A 20,454-nucleotide genomic window follows, 5' to 3' on the forward strand; every position below is an offset into this window, starting at 1 on the left:
CGCCAGGCCGCGCACCGGGGCGGCGGCACGGTGGCCCTGGAGCAGGGGCCGGACGGGGGCGCGGAGTTCACCGTGCGGCTGCCGCTGGACGCGGGGGTGCGGGCGTGATCCGGGTGCTGGTCGTCGAGGACGACCCGGTCGCGGCGGACGCGCACCGGCTGTACGTGGGCCGGGTGCCCGGCTTCGCCGTGGCCGCCGTGGCGCACTCGCGCGCCGAGGCGGTCCGGGCGCTGGAGCGCACCCCGGTCGATCTGCTGCTCCTGGACCTCTACCTGCCGGACGGGCACGGGCTGGCGCTGCTGCGCTCGCTGCGGGCCGCCGGGCACGCGGCGGACGTGATCGCGGTGACCTCGGCCCGCGACCTGGCGGTGGTCCGCGAGGGCGTCTCGCTGGGCGTCGTCCAGTACGTGCTGAAACCGTTCACCTTCGCGACCCTGCGGGACCGGTTGGTGCGGTACGCGGAGTTCCGGGCGGCGGCCGGGGAGGCGAGCGGGCAGGACGAGGTGGACCGGGCGCTGGCCGCGCTGCGCGCCCCGGAGCCGGCCCGGCTGCCCAAGGGGCTGAGCGGCCCGACGCTGGAGTCGGTGACCGGCGCGCTGCGGGCGGCCCCCGACGGACTGACGGCCGCGGCGGCGGGGCTGGAGCTGGGCATCTCGCGGATCACGGCGCGCCGCTATCTGGAATACCTGGTGACGGTGGGGCGGGCGGTGCGCAGCCCGCAGTACGGGCAGGTGGGGCGGCCCGAGCTGCACTACCGCTGGCAGGCCGAGAAGCGCTGAACCGGAAGGCGGCGGGGGCGGCCGGGCCGGCCGGTCGGTCCCCCCGTGCGGCTTTTGTACCTAGGACCTTCCTATGAGCCGTATTCTCGGGCGAACACACCGTAGTCAGACAGGCCCCCGCCTCCTTACGGTGGGCGCGTGCACCCCACTCCCCCGTTCAACGCCCCCGCCGCGCGAAGACTCCGCGAGGCCCTGGGAATGGCCCCCGGCCATGTCGCCTACGGCCTCGGCGCCCAGTACGGACTGCGGATCACCGCGGAGACCGTGGCCGAATGGGAACGCGGCCTGGCCGTTCCCTCCGAGTACGAACTGACCGCGCTGGCCGGGGTGCTGTGGTGCGCGCCGGGCGAGCTGCTGACGGCCGCGCGCAGCCTGCGCGAGCACCGGGTCGCCCGCGGGCTGACCCCGGACGAGCTGGCGGCACGGGTGGGGATGGCCGCCTCCGCGTATCTGCGGATGGAGGAGTCCGGGCGGTGGCGGGGCAACGAGCGCCAGTCCGCGGCCCTGACCGAGGCCCTGGAGCTGTCGCCCGCGGGTTTCGTGGCGGCGGCCGGGCGCGAGGAGGAGCTGGCGGGCCTGCTGCGCACCGCGGTGACGACGCGCTGGCAGGCGCACACCCGGCCGGTGGCCAAGCTGGTGCCGCTGGACAAGCGCCGGGTGCAGGACGCCCTGGAGCGGCTGCACACGGACTACCAGGCGCTGATGGTCACCACGCTCAGCTGGAGCAGCACCGGCACGGACCGGCCCGGCGGCTCAGGCGACGAGGGCCGGGCCTTCCTGGACCGGATCGTCCCCCGGTTCTGGGAGGCGGCGACCCCCGCGTCGTAACGGCCGCGGGGGCGCCGCCCGGCGGGCCGGTCAGAAGACCGACTCGGCCTCGTGCATCCGGTCCAGCGGGACCGTCTTGAGCTGGGTGACCGCCTCGGCGAGCGGCACCATCTCGATGTTGTTGCCGCGCAGCGCGGTCATCCGGCCGAAGTCGCCGCGGTGCGCTGCCTCCACCGCGTGCCAGCCGAAGCGGGTGGCGAGGACGCGGTCGTAGGCGGTCGGGGTGCCGCCGCGCTGGACGTGGCCCAGGATGACCGGCCGGGCCTCCTTGCCGAGCCGCTTCTCCAGCTCGACGGCCAGGCGGTTGCCGATGCCCTGGAAGCGCTCGTGCCCGTACTGGTCGATCTCGCCCTTGGCGTACGGCATGGAGCCCTCGGCCGGGTGCGCGCCCTCGGCGACGCAGATGACCGCGAACTTCTTGCCGCGCGCGAAGCGCTCCTCGACCATCTTGACCAGGTCGTCCACCTCGAACCTGCGCTCGGGCAGGCAGATGCCGTGGGCGCCGCCGGCCATGCCGGACTCCAGCGCGATCCAGCCCGCGTGGCGGCCCATCACCTCGACGACCATCACGCGCTGGTGGGACTCGGCGGTGGTCTTCAGACGGTCTATGGCCTCCGTCGCGACCCCCACGGCGGTGTCGAATCCGAACGTGCGGTCGGTGGAGGAGATGTCGTTGTCGATGGTCTTGGGGACGCCGACGACGGGCATCCCGGCGTCCGACAGCATCCGGGCGGCGGTGAGGGTGCCCTCGCCGCCGATCGGGATGAGCGCGTCCATCCCGTAGCGCCGGCTCAGCTCGGCGCAGTTCTCGGCGGCCTCGCGCAGCCGGGCGCGCTCCAGGCGGGCGGAGCCGAGGATGGTGCCGCCGCGGGCGAGGATGCCGCTGACCGCGTTCAGGTCGAGGGGGCGGAAGTGGCCGTCGAGGAGGCCCTTGAAGCCGTCCTCGAAGCCGATGACCTCGTCTCCGTGGCCGACGACGGCCCGGTGGACGACCGAACGGATCACTGCGTTCAGGCCGGGGCAGTCGCCGCCTGCGGTGAGAACTCCGATGCGCATCCTGCTGTATCTCCTGCTCGCTGGGCCCGTCCGTTGGCATCCGGAACGGGGGCTTCTTCCTCGTCCCCCGTACCGTGAGTCACGACGAGTGTCCCACGCCGGGCGCGCGGCTCGCGCTCCCGGCCGTCCGGGGGCCGCCTGCCGGTGCCCTCGCGGGGCAGTCGTCCGGCGGGCGGCGGCGCCGCCCCCACGGGTATCGTCAAACGGGCGATTACCACTCGAACCGGGCACCATACCGGACCAGAGACGACGGGAGAGCACGCGTGACGCGCAGCGTGTACGTGACCGGGATCGACCGGGGGGACGGCCGCCAGGTCGTGGACCTGGGCGTCATGGAGCTGCTGACCCGCCAGGTGGACCGGGTCGGGGTGTTCCGCCCCCTCGTCCACGACGACCCCGACCGCCTCTTCGAGCTGCTGCGGGCCCGCTACCGGCTCTCCCAGGACCCGGCCACGGTGTACGGGATGGACTACCACGAGGCGTCCGCGATCCAGGCCGAGCAGGGTACCGACGAATTGGTGTCCCGGCTCGTCGAGCGCTTCCACCGGGTGGCCGCCGGCTACGAGGTCGTGCTCGTCCTCGGCACCGACTACGCCGCCACCCAGCTCCCCGACGAGCTGGCGCTCAACGCCCGGCTGGCCAACGAGTTCGGCGCCTCGGTGATCGCGGTCGTCGGCGGCCAGGACCAGAACGCCGAATCGGTGCGCGCCGAGACGCGCAACGCGTACCGGGCCTACGCCGGGCTGGGCTGCGACGTGCTGGCGATGATCGTGAACCGGGTGGCCCCGGCCGACCGCGACGTCGTCGCGGAACGCCTGTCCGCGACCCTGCCGGTGCCCTGCTCGGTCCTGCCGGACGAACCGGCCCTCGCGGCGCCCACGGTCGCCCAGATCACCGCGGCCCTGGACGGCACGGTGCTGCTGGGCGACGACTCCGGGCTGGCCAGGGACGCGCTGGACTTCGTCTTCGGCGGGGCGATGCTGCCGAACCTGCTGAAGGCGCTGACACCGGGCTGCCTGGTGGTCACGCCGGGCGACCGCGCGGACCTGGTGGTCGGCTCGCTGGCCGCGCACAGCGCCGGGACGCCGCCGATCGCCGGGGTGCTGCTGACCCTGGACGAGCGGCCCGGCGAGGAGATACTCACGCTGGCCGCACGGCTCGCCCCGGGCACCCCGGTCGTGTCGGTGGCCGGCGGCTCCTTCCCCACCGCCGGAGAACTGTTCGCCCTGGAAGGCAAGCTGAACGCGGCCACCCCGCGCAAGGCCGAGACCGCCCTCGGCCTCTTCGAGCGCCATGTGGACACCGCCGCCCTCCTCGACCGGATATCCGTCGCCCGCAGCGGCCGGGTCACCCCGATGATGTTCGAGCACGAGCTGCTGGAGCAGGCGCGCGCGGACCGGCGCCGGGTGGTGCTGCCGGAGGGCACCGAGGAACGGGTGCTGCGCGCCGCGGACGTCCTGATGCGGCGCGACGTCTGCGACCTCACGCTGCTGGGCGACCCGGACGTCATCCGCAAGAAGGCCGCCGACCTGGGCATCGACCTTGCCCAGACCCAGCTCATCGACCCGCAGACCTCCGAGCTGCGCCAGTCCTTCGCCGAGCGGTACGCCGCCCTGCGGGCGCATCGCGGGGTGACGGTGGAGCTGGCGTACGACGTCGTCTCGGACGTCAACTACTTCGGCACCTTGATGGTCGAGGAGGGCCTGGCGGACGGCATGGTCTCCGGCGCGGTGCACTCCACGGCGGCGACGATCCGGCCGGCCTTCGAGATCATCAAGACGAAGCCGGACGCCTCGATCGTCTCGTCCGTCTTCTTCATGTGCCTGGCCGACCGGGTGCTGGTGTACGGCGACTGCGCGGTCAACCCGGACCCGGACGCCGAGCAGCTTGCGGACATCGCGGTCCAGTCGGCCGCGACCGCCGCCCGCTTCGGCGTGGACCCCCGGATCGCGATGCTGTCGTACTCGACGGGCACCTCGGGCAGCGGCGCGGACGTGGACAAGGTGCGCGCGGCGACGGAGCGGGTGCGCGGGAGCCGGCCGGACCTCAGGATCGAGGGCCCCATCCAGTACGACGCGGCGGTCGAGCCGAGCGTGGCGGCGACCAAGCTGCCCGGGTCCGAGGTGGCGGGGCAGGCGACGGTCCTGATCTTCCCGGACCTGAACACCGGCAACAACACGTACAAGGCGGTGCAGCGTTCGGCGGGGGCGGTGGCGGTGGGCCCGGTCCTCCAGGGGCTGCGCAAGCCGGTCAACGACCTGTCGCGCGGCGCGCTCGTGCAGGACATCGTCAACACCGTGGCGATCACGGCGATCCAGGCCCAGGGCGAGGAGTGACCCGCATGACCACCCCGAACACCACCGACGCGACGGCGGCCGGGCGGCCGCGCCGGGTGCTCGTGCTCAACTCGGGCTCGTCCTCCGTGAAGTACCAGCTGCTGGACATGACCGACCGCTCCCGGCTCGCGGCCGGACTGGTCGAGCGGATCGGCGAGGAGACCTCCCGGCTCGTCCACACCCCGCTGACCGATGGCGCGGGCGGCAGCAGGGAGCGCGAGGGCCGGATCGCCGACCACGACGAGGCGCTGAAGGCGGCGGCCGCGGAGCTGGCGGCGGACGGGCTCGGCCTGGACTCGCCGGAGCTGGCCGCGATCGGGCACCGGGTGGTGCACGGCGGGCTGCGGTTCACCGAGCCGACCGTGATCACCGACGACGTGCTGAAGGAGATCGAGCGGCTGGTCCCGGTGGCGCCGCTGCACAACCCGGCCAACATCACCGGCATCCGCACCGCCAGGTCGCTGCGGCCGGACCTGCCGCAGGTGGCGGTGTTCGACACGGCGTTCCACACGACGATGCCGGAGTACGCGGCGCGGTACGCGATCGATGTGGAGACGGCCGACGCGCACCGCATCCGCCGCTACGGCTTCCACGGCACCTCGCACGCGTACGTCTCCCGCAAGGCGGCGGCGCTGCTGGGCAAGGAGCCGGAGGACGTCAACGTCATCGTGCTGCACCTGGGCAACGGGGCGTCGGCCTCGGCGGTCGCGGGCGGCCGGTGCGTGGAGACGTCCATGGGACTGACCCCCTTGGAGGGGCTGGTCATGGGTACCCGCTCCGGTGACATCGATCCGGCCGTCACCTTCCATCTGAAGCGGGTGGCGGGGATGTCGGCGGACGAGATCGACGTCCTGCTCAACAAGAAGAGCGGCCTGGTGGGGCTGTGCGGCGACAACGACATGCGGGAGATCCGCCGCCGGATCGACGAGGGCGACGAGCGGGCCGCGCTCGCCTTCGACATCTACATCCACCGGCTGAAGAAGTACATCGGCGCCTACACGGCGGTCCTCGGCCGGGTGGACGCCGTCGTCTTCACCGCCGGGGTCGGGGAGAACTCCGCCCCGGTGCGGGAAGCCGCGATCCGGGGTCTGGAGGAGCTGGGCCTGGCGGTGGACGCGGACCTCAACGCCGTACGGACCGCGGTACCGCGCCTGATCTCGCCGGATTACGCACGCGTCGCGGTCGCCGTGGTGCCGACGGACGAGGAACTGGAGATCGCCATACAGACCTTCGCACTGGTCGACAACTGAGCGGACCCCCGCCCCTTTGTATCTTCCGCCAGACGGAATATTCCGCAGCGAAACAAACCGATAGGATTCGCCCCATGCGCCGTTCGAAAATCGTCTGCACCCTCGGCCCCGCCGTCGACTCCCATGAGCAGCTCGTCGCTCTGATCGAGGCCGGCATGAGCGTGGCCCGTTTCAACTTCAGTCACGGCTCCCACGCGGAACACCAGGGTCGTTACGACCGGCTCCGCAAGGCGGCCGCCGAGACCGGGCGGGCGGTCGGCGTGCTCGCCGACCTCCAGGGCCCGAAGATCCGCCTCGCGAAGTTCGCCGAGGGCCCCGTGGAACTGGTCCGCGGGGACGAGTTCGTCATCACCGCCGAGGACGTCCCCGGCGACAAGTCGATCTGCGGCACCACCTACAAGGGTCTGCCGGGCGACGTCGCCAAGGGCGACCCGATCCTGATCAACGACGGCAACGTCGAGCTGAAGGTCGTCTCCGTGGAGGGCCCCCGGGTCCACACCATCGTCATCGAGGGCGGGGTGATCTCGGACCACAAGGGCATCAACCTGCCGGGCGCCGCGGTGAACGTGCCGGCCCTGTCCGAGAAGGACGTCGACGACCTGCGCTTCGCCCTGCGGATGGGCTGCGACCTGGTCGCGCTCTCCTTCGTGCGGGACGCGAACGACGTCAAGGACGTCCACAAGGTGATGGACGAGGAGGGCCGCCGGGTTCCCGTCATCGCCAAGGTGGAGAAGCCGCAGGCCGTCGAGAACATGGAGGGCGTCGTCATGGCGTTCGACGGTGTGATGGTCGCCCGCGGCGACCTCGCCGTCGAGTACCCGCTGGAGCGCGTCCCGATGGTGCAGAAGCGCCTGGTGGAGCTGTGCCGGCGCAACGCCAAGCCGGTGGTCGTGGCGACCCAGATGATGGAGTCGATGATCACCAACTCCCGTCCGACCCGCGCCGAGGCGTCCGACGTCGCCAACGCGATCCTGGACGGCGCGGACGCGGTCATGCTCTCCGCGGAGTCCTCGGTCGGCGCGTACCCGATCGAGACCGTCAAGACCATGTCGAAGATCGTGGTCGCCGCCGAGCAGGAGCTGCTCTCCAAGGGCCTCCAGCCGCTGGTTCCGGGCAAGAAGCCGCGCACCCAGGGCGGTTCGGTGGCCCGCGCGGCCTGCGAGATCGCGGACTTCCTCAGCGGCGAGGCGCTGGTCGCCTTCACCAAGTCCGGCGACACCGCGCGCCGCCTCTCCCGCTACCGCGCCGCCCAGCCGATCCTCGCCTTCACCACGGACGAGTCCACCCGCAACCAGCTGGCCCTCAGCTGGGGCGTCGAGGCCCACGTCGTCCCGCACGTGGACAACACGGACGCGATGGTGGACCTGGTCGACTCGGAGCTGCTGAAGCTGAACCGCTACAACGCCGGCGACACGGTGGTCATCACGGCCGGCTCGCCCCCCGGCGTCCCCGGCACGACGAACATGGTCCGCGTCCACCACGTCGGCGGCCAGGACCAGGGCTGACCCGCAGAGGGTACGAGGGGTGCCCCCGGTCCACGGACCGGGGGCACCCCCTTTTTTCCTCGGACCGGCGGCGCCACAGCCCAAGCGCTGCCGTTGGGACGCCGACGTGGCACCTCATCGACGTAGCATTCCGCAGGAATCCCAGCGCATAGCCGGCAGCGTGGGGGGCGAGGGCAACGCGGCAGGAGCACACATCGCATGACCGAGAAGCCACACGCACTGCTTGTACAGGCACGCGGTGAAGCATCTCCGCTGTATGCCTCGCCGGAGGGGGAGTACGCCCACCTCGATTCCTTCACGCACAATGTTCCGCTGGACGACACAGGTTTGCTTCTGCCGCCCGATCTGGCGAAGGCACTCGGCACCTGGGCTGCCTCGCTTCCTCAGGAGGGGTTCGACTCCCGTCCTGCGGCGCGCAAACATGCAGCGCGCGGCTTGAAAGTCACCCAGGAAGTGGCCAGACACCTGGGGCCCTCATGGGCCGTGCGCTACTGGGACGAACCACGCGGAACATCGACATGGATCTGCTGGGGCTGCGACCGGCTTCACGGAGAACGAGACGACCAAGGCGCTCCGCCGCATCCCGTGGACATCTCAGTTGAGGGAGAGTTCAGATGCGGACCACTCCGGTCCGAAGGATTCGGGGATTTCTTCCCGGATGACCCGGCGGCCGCGCTGGCGTTGTCCGAGGCTCTGGTGGCCGACCTGTACGCCTGGGCCCGGAGCATCGACGAGGAGATGAATACCTACCTCCGGGACCGGAATGAGGCCAGGTACATGGACGTCACTCTCCGCCGGTTCCGCGAGGGAGAAGAGATGACGCGAAGACTCGCCCGCGAACTCGGATCCATGCGGAAGGTGACCTACAGAGGCGTAGCGCACGGGGGGCCGGCCACCTTGGAATCGGTGACGTGGCAAGGAGACCGAAAAGTCTAGTGCTCCGGCGGCGAAGGCGTCGGTCCCCACGACCGCAACCGGGTCGTGGGGACCGACGTCACACAGGGGCGAGTGGACCAACAGCGCCGGATTGAGGCGCGGCCCAAAGCCGCTGTGCGTCGTCCACAGGCGTCAGGCGCCGTCCTTGGTGAAGTAGTTGTGCAGGCCGGGGACCGTCAGGGTGCCGCCGAACTGGCCGGCCTGGGTGACCTTCACCTTGGTGAAGAACGCGAAGGGGACGTTCAGCGGGGGCGGGGACTGCGGGCTGAAGGTGATCGGGATGAGGCCGAAGAGGTTGCCCTTCAGCTCCTCCGTGTACATCGTCACCGTGCCCTCCCTGATGGTGGAGGTGGAGCCCTTCCGCGCCTGGACGTGGCCGGTGACCCCCGGCATCGGACCGACCGTCAGCTGGTGCAGGTCCTTGATGTCGATCGAGGACGCGGTGAACTTCAGCACCTTCTTGATGGTGCCGTCACCCGTACGCACCTCCACGATGCCCTTGTAGTCCAGCCCGTTCAGGGTGAGCAGCGAGCTCTCCAGAATCCACGGGTCGGTGGGCAGGTTCGGGATGCCCGGCTCCAGCTTCGCGTTGGCCAGGGCCTCCGGGTCCGCGGTCGGGCACGGGAACGGCTGCTTGGCGCCGTCCGGGATGTCCTCGTCCTTCTTGGGCTCGGTGCCCTTGACGTCCTCGTCCAGCTCCTCGACCGTGCGGCCCGCCCGGCCGGCCGCCTCGCGGATGGCGTCGGTGGTCGCGTCGGCGGTCTTGCCGGTCGTGTCCTCGGCCGCGTCGGTGGCCTTGTCCGCGGGCTCGTCCTTCGTGTCCGGGGTGGCGGACGCGGTCGGCGCCGGGCTCGCGGTGGTGGGCGCAGGGGACGGGCTCGCCGCCTCCTCGTCCTTGTTCTTGCCGTCGAAGAGGTCACGGAGCGCGTCGCCCAGGCCCAGCGGGTCGAGCGGGTTGACCGACTTGGTGGGCGAAGGAGTGGCGGCCGGGGTCTCGGCGGGGGTATCGGCCGGGGCGACCTCGGTGGTCTTCTTCGCGGTGTCGGCCGCCGCGCCGGTGACCGTCGGCTTCGGGGTCGCCGCACCGGTCGCCGTCGGCGTCGGCGTGGCGGTGGCGCTCGCCGAAGGGGACGGCGTCTTCGACGCGGAGGGCGTCGGTTCCGCCGACTCGGCCGGCTCGTCGGAGCGGGTCACACAGGGGCCGGGCGCGAACGGGATGTCCGTCGCGTCGTCGGCCATCGCCAGGCGGGGGGTGAGCCCCATCCCGACGAACACCGCCGTGGGCATCGCGGCGAGCGCGAACGCCTTCTTGCCGGACGGCATGTGGAGCTTCGTCAGCAGCGACTTCCTGGGCGCGGCGTGACGGGGTCCGCGGCGTTCCTCCCGGAGCCCGGACTCGTCCGCGCGGTTCATGTCCTCACCCCGCACGATGCCTCCCGCCGTCGGTGTCGGCCGCCGTGTCGTAGGGGGCCGGCTGCTGCTCGGGGATGCCCGCGCCGTGCAGCGCGGCCTCGGGCTGCTCGTCCTTCGCGAACGAAACGGTCTCCGGGGCCTCTTCAGGCGCCCCCTCGGCCGGTGTTTCGCCCGGCATCCAGGAGATGGAGAGCGCGCCGCCGACCAGGGCGAGGATGAAGCCGATCAGGAAGCCGCCGATGTTGGCGACGGGTATGGAGACGAGGGCCAGCAGGATCGCCGCGACACCGGCGAAGACGCGGACGATGCTCTGGAGCCACATCGTCAGGCCCAGCGTGACGAGCAGGACGCCGATGATCAGCGAGCCGGCGCCGGCGGTGGTGGACATCGCCAGCGTCATGTTCCCGAGGTGCATGTTCGCGTACGGGAAGTACATGATGGGCAAGCCGCCCAGCATGGTGAACAGTCCGGCCCAGAACGGCCGGTCACCCCGCCAGGTGCGGAAGCCTCGCCGGGCGACGGTGAGGTAATGCTCGTTCTGCCCTTGGGATTCGGGGCTCATGGAAAACAGCTCCCTGGGAACCGGTACTGCTGTGAGGAGGAGAAGGGTGGGTGGCCGGAAGCCGGCGGTGCGCGCCCCGGCCACCCGAGTGGTGCTTAGTAGCACTCCTGGTCGGTGCCCCTGGAGAGCCTCAGCTTCAGGCCGCTGAGGTTGAAGGTGCCGGCCGTCGTGGCCCACGCCTTCTGCTGGACACCGGTCAGAACGGCCTTCTCGGCGCGCTGGGCGAACCCGTTGGGGTTGGCCTGGGTACCGGGCTGGATGCCCGGGTTCTGCAGGTCGCCGGCCCGGACACCGATGTCGATGTTCTTGAACTTGGCGTCACCGTTGAGCTCCGACACGTCAAGGTAGAGGTCCTTGGCGTAGACACGGTCGTGCCCCTTGCCACCCGCCTCCAGCCGCAGCGTGACGTTGCCGAGGCCGAACGGCAGGTTCGGCGTGACGACCGACTGGCACATGTTCGTGATGTAGGCCTTGCTGAACCCCGACACGGCCACGGGGTGTGCCTTGCCGTTGTTGACCTTGGGGTCGGCGCCTTCCTCCGTGGCCACACTGCCGTACTGCACGAAGTTGTAGCCTTCGAGCTCACCGGCCGTGACCTTGAACTCCTGCCCCGACACGCTGAACGACGCGGCGAGCGCGCCCTGCGCCAGGCCGACGCCGACAGCGGCGGTGGCTATGACGCTCGGCACCATGACGACAGCGAAACGCTTCCATCTCGTGCCACCGCGAACCTGGGAACTCATACTTTTCCTCCTTCTCGGACGTACATCTCCGGTCCGGCATCCTGCCCGACCCGGGATGGGAGAAGTGCTACGTCCTCGGAAAGGAGAGCGCCCGCGAGCGGAGGCGTGTACAGCGTCCGCACCACCGGCGATCACCCCCGAGCGACAACCACGGGTCACGCGTCTGCGCGACCTGATCGGACAGGCCCTGCCGACCGGCAGGAACCCCCCTGTCCGGAGCCGGCGACACTGCCGCCGGCCCACTCGGTGGGGACCCAACGGAGCCGCCCCACCCGACTGGCAGCCGGACTGGCGTTATTGGACCGAGCGTGGCCGATCGTGGTCCATTCCCGGCCGGGACACAAGAGGGGTCGTTACTCGCTGGTAATGGCCCCCTTGCCGGGCCGCAACCTGCCGGCATCGGGTGGCCACACAGGGTGGCCCCACAGGGGCGGACGAAAGTGAGTAACAGCGAGTGAAACGGGGCACATCGCCAAGATCGATTTACTGCGAGTAACAGGCCGTGGTTTTATCAAGATTTGGTAAAGCAGGGCCCACTCTTGTCGCGCGGTCGCGAAAACGGCCGCGGCGCCCGAAGGCCGCCGCGGCCGTGTTGTCAGTTCAGCACAATCGGACCGGACCAACCGGTCAGAACAGGACGCGCGCCAGTGCGGTACGCGCCGCGCCCACCCTCGGGTCCTCCGGACCGATCACCTCGAAGAGGTCGAGCAGCCGCAGCCGCACCCGGTCCCGGTCCTCGCCGAACGTACGGCGCACCGTCTCCACAAGCCGGCCGAAGGCGTCCTCCACATGGCCGCCGACGAGATCCAGGTCGGCCGCCGCCAGCTGGGCGTCCACATCGGCCGGCTTCTCGGCGGCGTCCCGGCGGACCTGCTGCGGGTCCGTCGCCTGCACGCGGGCCAGCAACTCCGCCTGGGCCAGGCCCAGCTTGGCCTCGGTGTTGGCCGGGTCGTCGGACAGGACGTTCTTGTAGGCCTGGACCGCGCCCGGGAAGTCGTTGGCGTCGAGCGCCCGCGCCGCCGCCTCCAGGAGCGAGTCGTACGGGCCGGGCGGGGCCGGGGCCGGGGCCTGCGCCTCGCCGGCCGCCGAGGCGTCCACCGCGATGCCGGTGAGACCGAAGCGCTCCTCGCCGACCTGGATCAGCTGGTCCAGGGTCTGGCGGATCTGGGCCTCGGGCGCCGCGCCCTGGAAGAGCGGCAGCGCCTGGCCGGCGACGACCGCGAAGACGGCGGGGATGCCCTGGATGCCGAACTGCTGCATCAGCAGCTGGTTGGCGTCGACATCGACCTTGGCCAGCACGAAGCGGCCGTTGTACTCGTGGGCCAGGCGCTCCAGGAGCGGGCCCAGCTGCTTGCACGGCTCGCACCACTCGGCCCAGAAGTCGATGACGACGGGCACTTCGGCGGAGCGCTGGAGGACGTCTTGCTCGAAACCCGCCTCGTTGACGTCGATGACGAGGGAGGAGGCGGGCACGGCCGCGGGGCCTCCCTGCCGGGCGGCCTCCGCACGGGCCTGCTCCGCCTTCGCCTTGGCCTCACCGGCCGCCTTCACCGCGGCGAGGTCGACGACGCCGCTCATGGACATGTTTCTGGGCTGCATGCGTACATCCTCCCCCCTCGGCACGCTGTTCCGGAAAGCGATACGCGAACCGCACCCGTCCGCAGCCCTCGCCGGTGTGCGGGGGGTACGGACAGACACGGTTCTGGGCCCCTGAATGACCCGGTCGGCACCCGGTCCCCACCCGGCGCCTGTGGCTGTCGTTCGCCGTCGCGCTCGGGACGGTCCGGACCGCCGCCTTACGCTACGACCCGTAGCGTAACTGGCCACGCCCCCTCACGCACAAGAGTGCGCGGTGATCTCTCTCACGGGCAGCACTCCCGGTCGGATTTACCTACTGACGGGTATCGTCACGGCATGCTCAGCCGCAGCCACCCCAAACCCGCACGATCGGGACGTCCGCGCAGCGCCGAGGCCGACGAGGCGATCCTGGAGGCGACCCGCGCCTCCCTCGTGGACCTCGGCTGGTCGAAGCTGACGATGGGTGACGTGGCGACGCGGGCCGGGGTCGCCAAGACGACCCTCTACCGGCGCTGGGCGGGCAAGAACGAACTCGTCGTGGACGCGGTCGCGGTCCTCTTCGACGAGCTGGAGATGCCGGACCTGGGCAGCCTCGCGGCCGATGTGGAGGCGGTCGTGCTGCAGTTCGCCGCGCTCCTGGAACGGCCGGAGACCCGGACCGCCCTGATGGCGGTGGTCGCCGAGTCCACGCGGGACGAGGCGCTGCGGGCCCGCATCCGCGACTCGATCGTCGACCGGCAGAAGCGGCTCGTCCTCCAGGGCCGGCGGCGGGCGCAGGAGCGCGGCGAGCTGCCCGTCGAACCGGACGAGGCCACGGCGGCGCTGACGGCGGACCTGATCTTCGACGTGATCGCCGGCGCGGTGGTGCACCGGACCCTGGTGAGCGGCGAGCCCGTGGACGCCGACTGGGCCCGCCGCTTCACCCTGCTGCTGCTCGCGGGGCTGGGCGCGGCCGGCGGTGAGCGGCCGCGCCCGTACGGTCAGAAGCCCGCCGGCTCCGTGTAGACGCCCCACTCGTCGCGCAGGACGCCGCAGATCTCGCCGAGGGTCGCCTCCGCGCGGACCGCGTCGAGCATCGGGGCGATCATGTTGGAGCCGTCGCGGGCGGCGGCCAGCATCGCGTCGAGGGCGGCGCGGACGCGGGCGTCGTCGCGGGCGTCCTTGCGGGCGCCGAGCACCCGGACCTGCTCGCGCTCCACCTCGTGGCTGACCCGGAGGATCTCCAGGTCGCCGGTGACCGAGCCGTGGTGGGCGTTGACGCCGACGACCTTCTTCTCGCCCTTCTCCAGCGCCTGCTGGTAGCGGAACGCGGACTCGGCGATCTCGCCGGTGAACCAGCCGTCCTCGATGCCGCGCAGGATGCCGGAGGTGATCGGGCCGACCGGGTGCTGCCCGTCCGGGTGGGCGCGGGTGCCGCGCTCCTTGATCTGCTCGAAGATCTTCTCGGCGTCGGCCTCGATGCGGTCGGTGAGCTGCTCCACGTACCAGGAACCGCCCAGCGGGTCGGCCACGTTGGCGACGCCGGTCTCCTCCATCAGCACCTGCTGGGTGCGCAGCGCGATCTCGGCGGCCTGCTCGGAGGGGAGCGCCAGGGTCTCGTCGAGGGCGTTGGTGTGCAGCGAGTTGGTGCCGCCGAGGACGGCGGACAGCGCCTCGACGGCGGTGCGCACGACGTTGTTGTACGGCTGCTGCGCGGTGAGCGAGACACCGGCGGTCTGGGTGTGGAAGCGCAGCCACTGCGCCTTGTCGGTCTTCGCGCCGTACGTCTCCTTCATCCAGCGGGCCCAGATCCGGCGGGCGGCGCGGAACTTGGCGATCTCCTCGAAGAAGTCGAGGTGCGCGTCGAAGAAGAAGGAGAGGCCGGGCGCGAAGGTGTCCACGTCCAGGCCGCGCGAGAGCCCCAGCTCCACGTAGCCGAACCCGTCGGCGAGGGTGTACGCCAGCTCCTGAGCGGCCGTCGCCCCGGCCTCGCGGATGTGGTAGCCGGAGACCGAGAGCGGCTTGTAGGCGGGGATGGAGCTCGCGCAGTGCTCCATCAGGTCGCCGATGAGGCGCAGATGGGGCTCGGGCTGGAACAGCCACTCCTTCTGCGCGATGTACTCCTTGAAGATGTCCGTCTGGAGCGTGCCGTTGAGGACGGCCGGGTCGACGCCCTGGCGTTCGGCGGCGACGAGGTACATGCAGAAGACGGGGACCGCCGGGCCGCTGATGGTCATCGACGTCGTGACGTCGCCGAGCGGGATGTCCTTGAACAGGACCTCCATGTCGGCGGCGGAGTCGATGGCGACGCCGCAGTGGCCGACCTCGCCGAGGGCGCGGGGGTCGTCGGAGTCGCGGCCCATCAGGGTCGGCATGTCGAAGGCGACGCTCAGCCCGCCGCCGCCGGCGGCCAGGATCATCTTGTAGCGCTCGTTGGTCTGTTCGGCGTTGCCGAAGCCGGCGAACTGGCGGATGGTCCAGGTGCGGCCCCGGTACCCGGTCGGGTGCAGGCCCCGGGTGAAGGGGTACTCACCGGGCCAGCCGATCCGTTCGAAGCCCTCGTACGTGTCCCCGGGCCGGGGGCCGTACACGGGGTCGACCGCGTCCCCGGACAGCGTGGTGAAGTCCACGTCACGCTTGCGGGCCTTGTCGTAACGGGCCTGCCAGCGGCGGCGGCCTTCCTCGATCGCTTCAGCGTCCATACCGCCAATTTACTAGGACGTCCTAGTAAATGTCGATGACAAACCGCCCGGCGCTTCGCGCGGGGCGGTTCGGGGGGGGCGCTCAGGCGTTCGCGGGGGCCGCGGGCGCCGCGCCGGCGACCAGCGGCTCGACCTCACGGACGACCTTGCGCTCGACGAAGAACGCGGCCGTCGGGATGGTCCCCGAGATCAGCACCCAGAGGAGCTTTCCCATCGGCCACTTCGCCTTGGATCCGAGGTCGAAGGCGAAGATCAGGTAGATGATGTACAGCACGCCGTGGACCTGGGAGACGACGAGCGTCAGGCCCTCGCCCTTGTCGAAGCCGTATTTGAAGATCATGCACACGCAGAGGATCAGCAACATGACGGCGGTGACGTAAGCCATCACCCGGTATCGGGTCAGCACACTGCGTTTCATGCCATCGAGCGTAACCGGACGGGCGGGGCGATCTTGCAGCGGGCCGGGCTCCGCAGCCGCGTCTCTCAGATCTCCTCGAAGTCCTGCGCCGCGATGCGCAGGGGCCGCAGCAGCGCGAAGATCTCGGCGCACTCCTCCGCGTCGTACACCCCGAGCCCGAACTCCATCGCCACCAGGTCACGGGTGGCCGACTCGACGACCTCGCGGCCCTTGTCGGTGATCGAGGCCAGCGTGCCCCGGCCGTCGTTCGGGTTGGGGCGCTTGTCGACCAGGCCGGAGCGCACCAGCCGGTCCACCGTGTTGGTCACCGACGTCGGGTGGACCATGAGCCGCTCACCGATCTTGGACATCGGCAGCTCGCCGGCCTTGGAGAAGGTGAGCAGCACCAGCGCCTCGTAGCGCGCGAAGGTCAGCCCGTACGGCTTGACGACGGCGTCCACCTCGGCGAGCAGGATCTGCTGCGCGCGCATGATCGAGGTGATCGCCCCCATGGACGGGACGGGGCCCCAGCGCTGCTGCCAGAGCTCGTCGGCGCGCGCGATCGGGTCGAAGGGAAGGCTGAGCGGCTTCGGCACGGCCACGACCTTACCCATGGGGAACTTGCCGGTCCTCCCCGTCTCGCACTTCGGTCCGGGCCGCCGGTCGGGAGACGGGCGCGCCCGCTCTCCGGGACGACGGGAGCCCCCGTCCGGGCGGGCGGGGGCTCGTCGCGGGGCGCGCGCGGTCAGCCCGCGAGGTACCGCTCGACCGTCTCGACCTTGGACGTCAGCCCGTCCGTGACGCCGGGGCGGATGTCCGCCTTGAGGACGAGCGAGACCCGCCCGGCCCGTGCCTCGACGGCGGCGACGGCGCGCTTTACGACATCCATGACCTCGTCCCACTCCCCCTCGACGGAGGTGAACATGGCGTCCGTGCGGTTGGGCAGCCCGGACTCGCGGACGACGCGGACCGCGTCGGCGACGTACTCGCCGACGTCCTCACCGACCCCGAGCGGGCTGACGGAGAACGCGACGATCATGCGCTGACCGTTCCTTCCCGGCGGGCGCGGGCGGCGATGACGCTGTCCGCCTCGTAGCGCTTGAGCACCTTGTCGCCGTACAGGCCGCCGAAGGGCAGCACGCAGAGCAGGAAGAAGAACGCGACGCGCTTGAGCGGCCACTTGGTCTTCGCCCACACGTCGAGCAGCAGCACGACGTAGATGACGAAGAGCACGCCGTGCAGCAGGCCCAGCGGCATCATCAGGAAGTCGATGTCCGAGACCCGGCTCAGGACCGAGCCGAACAGGATCAGGGCCGGGAAGGACAGCGCCTCGGGAATCGAGATGAGGCGCAGCCGGTGCAGGGCGGTGGCGGTCTTGATGTCCACGGGGGCACCTTCGGTGGGAGGGGCGTGACGGCTTGTGAACGCACGCACAAGCGGCACCATTGTGACATCGCGGCCGGGGCGGCCGGGCGGGGGGTCCGGCTCGCGCGCGGGCGGGAGCGGCGGGTGGGAGCGGGGGGTGTCGCGCCGGTGGTGTGCGGCGTACGTCCCGATTGTGTCCGCGTCCGGTACCGGACGCGTACCAGGGGCGGCCGGGAACGGCCGATCGCCCGGCCGCCCCTGTTCGGGCGGCGGTCGCTGCGGCTATTTTCGCCGGGTGGCAATGTTCCGGCTTGAGGGAAGCAAGACGCTCGCGGTCGAACTGACCGGCGATGCCGTCAAGGCGAAGAACGGCTCGATGGTCGCGTACGAGGGCCAGATGTCGTTCAAGAAGATGACGGGCGGCGGTGAGGGGCTGCGCGGCATGGTGACGCGCCGGCTGACCGGCGAGTCGATGGCCGTGATGCAGGTCACCGGGCAGGGCACCTGCTACTTCGCGGACCGGGCGAGCGAGATCAGCCTCGTCTCGCTGCACGGCGACAAGCTGTACGTCGAGGCGAGCAATCTGCTCTGCACCGACGCGGGGCTGCGCACCGGCACCACGTTCACCGGGCTGCGCGGCGGCGCGACGGGCAACGGCCTGTTCACGACCACCGTCGAGGGGACCGGCCAGGCGGCGATCATGTCGGACGGCACGGCCGTGGTGCTGCGGGTCTCGGCGCAGTACCCGCTGTTCGTCGACCCGGGCGCCTACATCGCCCACCAGGGCAACCTCCAGCAGCACTTCCAGTCCGGGGTGAACTTCCGGACCCTGATCGGCGAGGGCTCGGGCGAGTCCTTCCAGATCCGCTTCGAGGGCGAGGGACTGGTCTACGTGCAGCCCAGCGAGCGGAACACGATCGGGGGAAACGTCTGATGCCGTTCCGGGAGATCAACTCCAGGATGGTCGAGGCGACGGTGGTGCCCGGCCAGAAGATGTTCAGCCAGCGCGGGGCGATGCTCGCCTACCGGGGCGAGGTGTCGTTCACGCCGAACATCCAGGGCGGTCAGGGCGGCGTGATGTCGATGATCGGCCGCCGGCTGGCGAACGAGGCGACGCCGCTGATGACGGTCGAGGGCAACGGCACGGTGATGTTCGGCCACGGCGGCCACCACATCCAGGTCATCAACCTCTCCGGGGACACGCTGTACGTGGAGGCCGACCGGCTGCTCGCCTTCGACGGGACGCTCCAGCAGGGCACGATGTTCATGGGCTCGCAGGGAGGCGTGATGGGCATGGTGCGCGGCCAGGTGACCGGCCAGGGTTTGTTCACCACGACGCTCCAGGGCCACGGCGCGGTGGCGGTGATGGCGCACGGCGGCGTCATCGAGCTGCCGATCACGCCGGGCCGCGCGGTGCACGTCGACCCCCAGGCGTACGTCGCCCACCACGGCGACGTGCGCAACAAGCTCTCCACCGCGATCGGCTGGCGCGAGATGGTGGGCCGGGGCTCGGGCGAGGGCTTCCAGCTGGAGCTGAGCGGCAGTGGTGCGGTGTACGTCCAGGCGTCGGAGGAGAAGCTGTGAACGCCCCCGTGATCTTCGATCCGATGACGCTGCCGGCGGACGACAACGTCAACGCCTACACCTTCTGCGTGGAGCTGAAGGGGAGCCAGTGGTTCCTGCAGAAGGGCAAGATGATCGCCTACTACGGGCAGATCAAGTTCGACGGCATCGGGCACGGCCGGTTCGAGCGGCTGGTCCGGGCGAGCTTCCACTCCCCGCTGCACGCGAGCGACTGGGTGGTCGCCGAGGGCAGCGGCAAGATGCTGCTCGCCGACCGGGCGTTCGACGTGAACTCCTACGACCTGGACGACGGGAACCTGACGATCCGGTCCGGCAACCTGCTCGCGTACCAGCCGTCGCTGGCGCTGAAGCAGTCGATCGTGCCCGGGTTCCTGACGCTGATCGGCACGGGCAAGTTCGTCGCCGCGTCCAACGGCCCGGTGGTCTTCATGGAGCCGCCGCTGCGGGTGGACCCGCAGGCCCTGGTGGGCTGGGCGGACTGCCCCTCCCCCTGCCACCACTACGACCACGGCTACATGACCGGCGTGATGGGCGGGCTGCGCGCGCTCACCGGGATCGGCGGCGCCTCCGGCGAGGAGCACCAGTTCGAGTTCGTGGGCGCCGGCACGGTGCTGCTCCAGTCCTCCGAGGCGCTGATGCCCGAGCAGCCGACGGGGCCGGTGCCGCAGCAGGCGGGCGTGCCCGGCGGCGGTCAACCCGGCGCCGCGCCCCGCGCCCCCGGTCAGCTGGGGGACCTCCAGCGTCGCTTCGGTTTGTAAACGGTAGTCTGCGGAGTGTGACGTCGAACTCCTGCGCCCCGTCGTGCGTGCCGGGCGTCACACGCTCACGACTCGTCCGGCTTTCAACTTCTTAGGTAGAATCAATACATGGAGACCGAGACGGCCACCCGCTGGCTGAGCGACGCCGAGCAGTGCGCCTGGCGCACCCACCTGGACGTCAGCAGGCTGCTGATGCACCAGCTGGAGAAGGACCTCCAGCCGTTCGGGCTGACCAACAACGACTACGAGATCCTGGTCAACCTGTCGGAGTCGGCGGACCGGCGGATGCGGATGAGCGATCTCGCGGGCGCCACCCTCCAGTCGAAGAGCCGGCTCTCGCACCAGATCACCCGCATGGAGACCGCGGGCCTGGTCCGCCGGGAGAACTGCGAGTCGGACCGCCGGGGCCTGTACGCGGTGCTCACGGAGGAGGGCGCGGAGACGATGCGCAAGGTCGCCCCGCACCACGTGGCGTCGGTCCGCAAGCACTTCATGGACCTGCTCTCCCCCGAGGCCCTGGCCCAACTGCACGCCGCCCTCACGCCGGTGGCCGAGCACCTGCGGGGGCAGCGGGGCTGACCCGGCCCCCTCGCTCCCCGGCTCACACCCCCGGGACGGCCGCGGAACCGGACCGCGACGGCAGCCACAGCGCGAAGCGGGCCCCGCCGCCCGGCGCGTCCGTC

21 protein-coding genes are annotated in these 20,454 nt (G+C 71.0%); 11 read left to right on the forward strand and 10 right to left on the reverse strand.

Annotated elements, in window-relative coordinates; translation table 11 throughout:
• The first annotated feature begins 104 nt into the window (after window positions 1-104).
• Window positions 105-779 (forward strand): response regulator, encoded by a 675-nt coding sequence (locus tag MHW47_RS16685; protein WP_239224089.1) that lies wholly within the window; start codon window positions 105-107, stop codon window positions 777-779.
• A 198-nt stretch (window positions 780-977) separates the two neighbouring features.
• A complete protein-coding gene (locus MHW47_RS16690; protein WP_239224105.1) occupies window positions 978-1,607 on the forward strand; it encodes a helix-turn-helix transcriptional regulator in 630 nt (209 codons plus the stop codon).
• Window positions 1,608-1,637: 30 nt separating this feature from the next.
• Here the strand turns inward: MHW47_RS16690 and MHW47_RS16695 are convergent, their stop codons facing one another.
• The gene (locus MHW47_RS16695; protein WP_111338263.1) at window positions 1,638-2,663 is read right to left on the reverse strand and encodes an ATP-dependent 6-phosphofructokinase; all 1,026 of its coding nucleotides are present in this window, start codon (window positions 2,661-2,663) and stop codon (window positions 1,638-1,640) included.
• A gap of 263 nt (window positions 2,664-2,926) precedes the next feature.
• Here MHW47_RS16695 and pta point away from each other — a divergent pair, with 263 nt between their 5' ends.
• From pta to MHW47_RS16715, 4 genes are all read left to right on the forward strand, one after another.
• Complete coding sequence (gene pta, locus MHW47_RS16700) at window positions 2,927-4,999, forward strand: phosphate acetyltransferase (protein WP_239224090.1); 2,073 nt, start codon at window positions 2,927-2,929, stop codon at window positions 4,997-4,999.
• A 5-nt stretch (window positions 5,000-5,004) separates the two neighbouring features.
• Window positions 5,005-6,249: an acetate kinase gene (locus tag MHW47_RS16705; RefSeq protein ID WP_239224091.1), complete on the forward strand. Its 1,245-nt coding sequence runs from the start codon at window positions 5,005-5,007 to the stop codon at window positions 6,247-6,249.
• Between the two features lie 74 nt (window positions 6,250-6,323).
• The gene (gene pyk / locus MHW47_RS16710; protein ID WP_239224092.1) at window positions 6,324-7,754 is read left to right on the forward strand and encodes a pyruvate kinase; all 1,431 of its coding nucleotides are present in this window, start codon (window positions 6,324-6,326) and stop codon (window positions 7,752-7,754) included.
• A 198-nt stretch (window positions 7,755-7,952) separates the two neighbouring features.
• Window positions 7,953-8,690 carry a hypothetical protein gene (locus MHW47_RS16715; protein WP_239224093.1) on the forward strand — a complete coding sequence of 246 codons (738 nt, stop codon included), beginning with the start codon at window positions 7,953-7,955 and terminating at the stop codon, window positions 8,688-8,690.
• Window positions 8,691-8,822: 132 nt separating this feature from the next.
• Here the strand turns inward: MHW47_RS16715 and MHW47_RS16720 are convergent, their stop codons facing one another.
• From MHW47_RS16720 to MHW47_RS16735, 4 genes are all read right to left on the reverse strand, one after another.
• Window positions 8,823-10,118: a hypothetical protein gene (locus MHW47_RS16720; RefSeq protein WP_374230100.1), complete on the reverse strand. Its 1,296-nt coding sequence runs from the start codon at window positions 10,116-10,118 to the stop codon at window positions 8,823-8,825.
• Window positions 10,108-10,665: a DUF6114 domain-containing protein gene (locus MHW47_RS16725; protein WP_239224095.1), complete on the reverse strand. Its 558-nt coding sequence runs from the start codon at window positions 10,663-10,665 to the stop codon at window positions 10,108-10,110. The genes MHW47_RS16720 and MHW47_RS16725 overlap by 11 nt, the downstream gene beginning before the upstream one ends.
• Window positions 10,666-10,760: 95 nt before the next feature.
• Complete coding sequence (locus tag MHW47_RS16730) at window positions 10,761-11,357, reverse strand: DUF6230 family protein (protein WP_239224106.1); 597 nt, start codon at window positions 11,355-11,357, stop codon at window positions 10,761-10,763.
• Between the two features lie 678 nt (window positions 11,358-12,035).
• Window positions 12,036-13,007, reverse strand: a complete 972-nt coding sequence (locus MHW47_RS16735; protein ID WP_239224096.1) for a tetratricopeptide repeat protein — start codon at window positions 13,005-13,007, stop codon at window positions 12,036-12,038.
• Window positions 13,008-13,322: 315 nt separating this feature from the next.
• Here MHW47_RS16735 and MHW47_RS16740 point away from each other — a divergent pair, with 315 nt between their 5' ends.
• Complete coding sequence (locus MHW47_RS16740) at window positions 13,323-13,991, forward strand: TetR/AcrR family transcriptional regulator (protein WP_239224097.1); 669 nt, start codon at window positions 13,323-13,325, stop codon at window positions 13,989-13,991.
• On the opposite strand, the gene MHW47_RS16745 is transcribed toward MHW47_RS16740, so the two are convergent.
• The 5 genes from MHW47_RS16745 to MHW47_RS16765 all read right to left on the reverse strand — a co-directional run bounded on the left by MHW47_RS16745 (window position 13,967) and on the right by MHW47_RS16765 (window position 17,450).
• The gene (locus tag MHW47_RS16745; protein ID WP_239224098.1) at window positions 13,967-15,667 is read right to left on the reverse strand and encodes a methylmalonyl-CoA mutase; all 1,701 of its coding nucleotides are present in this window, start codon (window positions 15,665-15,667) and stop codon (window positions 13,967-13,969) included. The genes MHW47_RS16740 and MHW47_RS16745 overlap by 25 nt on opposite strands.
• 82 nt (window positions 15,668-15,749) lie before the next feature.
• Window positions 15,750-16,085, reverse strand: a complete 336-nt coding sequence (locus MHW47_RS16750; protein WP_239224099.1) for a DUF3817 domain-containing protein — start codon at window positions 16,083-16,085, stop codon at window positions 15,750-15,752.
• Window positions 16,086-16,150: 65 nt separating this feature from the next.
• Window positions 16,151-16,660, reverse strand: coding sequence for a MarR family winged helix-turn-helix transcriptional regulator (locus MHW47_RS16755; protein WP_026171455.1), 510 nt, complete (start codon window positions 16,658-16,660; stop codon window positions 16,151-16,153).
• Between the two features lie 149 nt (window positions 16,661-16,809).
• Entirely contained in the window at window positions 16,810-17,103 is a 294-nt protein-coding gene (locus MHW47_RS16760) for an MTH1187 family thiamine-binding protein (RefSeq protein WP_030351951.1), read from the reverse strand.
• A complete protein-coding gene (locus MHW47_RS16765; protein WP_239224101.1) occupies window positions 17,100-17,450 on the reverse strand; it encodes a DUF3817 domain-containing protein in 351 nt (116 codons plus the stop codon). Before MHW47_RS16765 ends, MHW47_RS16760 begins: the two co-directional genes overlap by 4 nt.
• A 280-nt stretch (window positions 17,451-17,730) precedes the next feature.
• Here MHW47_RS16765 and MHW47_RS16770 point away from each other — a divergent pair, with 280 nt between their 5' ends.
• The 4 genes from MHW47_RS16770 (at window position 17,731) to MHW47_RS16785 (ending at window position 20,350) form a co-directional block, all read left to right on the forward strand.
• Window positions 17,731-18,363, forward strand: coding sequence for an AIM24 family protein (locus tag MHW47_RS16770; protein ID WP_239224107.1), 633 nt, complete (start codon window positions 17,731-17,733; stop codon window positions 18,361-18,363).
• Window positions 18,363-19,013 (forward strand): AIM24 family protein, encoded by a 651-nt coding sequence (locus MHW47_RS16775; protein WP_239224102.1) that lies wholly within the window; start codon window positions 18,363-18,365, stop codon window positions 19,011-19,013. Before MHW47_RS16770 ends, MHW47_RS16775 begins: the two co-directional genes overlap by 1 nt.
• 23 nt (window positions 19,014-19,036) lie before the next feature.
• On the forward strand, window positions 19,037-19,771 hold the full coding sequence (locus MHW47_RS16780; RefSeq protein WP_275449285.1) for an AIM24 family protein: 735 nt from the start codon (window positions 19,037-19,039) through the stop codon (window positions 19,769-19,771).
• 108 nt (window positions 19,772-19,879) lie between these two features.
• Window positions 19,880-20,350: a MarR family winged helix-turn-helix transcriptional regulator gene (locus MHW47_RS16785; RefSeq protein WP_239224104.1), complete on the forward strand. Its 471-nt coding sequence runs from the start codon at window positions 19,880-19,882 to the stop codon at window positions 20,348-20,350.
• The last annotated feature ends 104 nt before the right edge of the window (window positions 20,351-20,454 follow it).

The organism is Streptomyces sp. OfavH-34-F, assembly GCF_022347745.1.
In the GTDB taxonomy this organism is placed as follows: Bacteria; Actinomycetota; Actinomycetes; order Streptomycetales; family Streptomycetaceae; genus Streptomyces.

Coding starts and splice junctions, on each gene's coding strand:
- MHW47_RS16690 (WP_239224105.1), top strand. CDS start 978: ATGGCCCCCGGCCATGTCGCCTACGGCCTCGGCGCCCAGTACGGACTG.
- MHW47_RS16695 (WP_111338263.1), bottom strand. CDS start 2,663: ATGCGCATCGGAGTTCTCACCGCAGGCGGCGACTGCCCCGGCCTGAAC.
- MHW47_RS16705 (WP_239224091.1), top strand. CDS start 5,005: ATGACCACCCCGAACACCACCGACGCGACGGCGGCCGGGCGGCCGCGC.
- pyk (WP_239224092.1), top strand. CDS start 6,324: ATGCGCCGTTCGAAAATCGTCTGCACCCTCGGCCCCGCCGTCGACTCC.
- MHW47_RS16715 (WP_239224093.1), top strand. CDS start 7,953: ATGACCGAGAAGCCACACGCACTGCTTGTACAGGCACGCGGTGAAGCA.
- MHW47_RS16725 (WP_239224095.1), bottom strand. CDS start 10,665: ATGAGCCCCGAATCCCAAGGGCAGAACGAGCATTACCTCACCGTCGCC.
- MHW47_RS16730 (WP_239224106.1), bottom strand. CDS start 11,357: ATGGTGCCGAGCGTCATAGCCACCGCCGCTGTCGGCGTCGGCCTGGCG.
- MHW47_RS16735 (WP_239224096.1), bottom strand. CDS start 13,007: ATGCAGCCCAGAAACATGTCCATGAGCGGCGTCGTCGACCTCGCCGCG.
- MHW47_RS16740 (WP_239224097.1), top strand. CDS start 13,323: ATGCTCAGCCGCAGCCACCCCAAACCCGCACGATCGGGACGTCCGCGC.
- MHW47_RS16745 (WP_239224098.1), bottom strand. CDS start 15,667: ATGGACGCTGAAGCGATCGAGGAAGGCCGCCGCCGCTGGCAGGCCCGT.
- MHW47_RS16750 (WP_239224099.1), bottom strand. CDS start 16,085: ATGAAACGCAGTGTGCTGACCCGATACCGGGTGATGGCTTACGTCACC.
- MHW47_RS16760 (WP_030351951.1), bottom strand. CDS start 17,103: ATGATCGTCGCGTTCTCCGTCAGCCCGCTCGGGGTCGGTGAGGACGTC.
- MHW47_RS16770 (WP_239224107.1), top strand. CDS start 17,731: ATGTTCCGGCTTGAGGGAAGCAAGACGCTCGCGGTCGAACTGACCGGC.
- MHW47_RS16775 (WP_239224102.1), top strand. CDS start 18,363: ATGCCGTTCCGGGAGATCAACTCCAGGATGGTCGAGGCGACGGTGGTG.
- MHW47_RS16780 (WP_275449285.1), top strand. CDS start 19,037: ATGACGCTGCCGGCGGACGACAACGTCAACGCCTACACCTTCTGCGTG.
- MHW47_RS16785 (WP_239224104.1), top strand. CDS start 19,880: ATGGAGACCGAGACGGCCACCCGCTGGCTGAGCGACGCCGAGCAGTGC.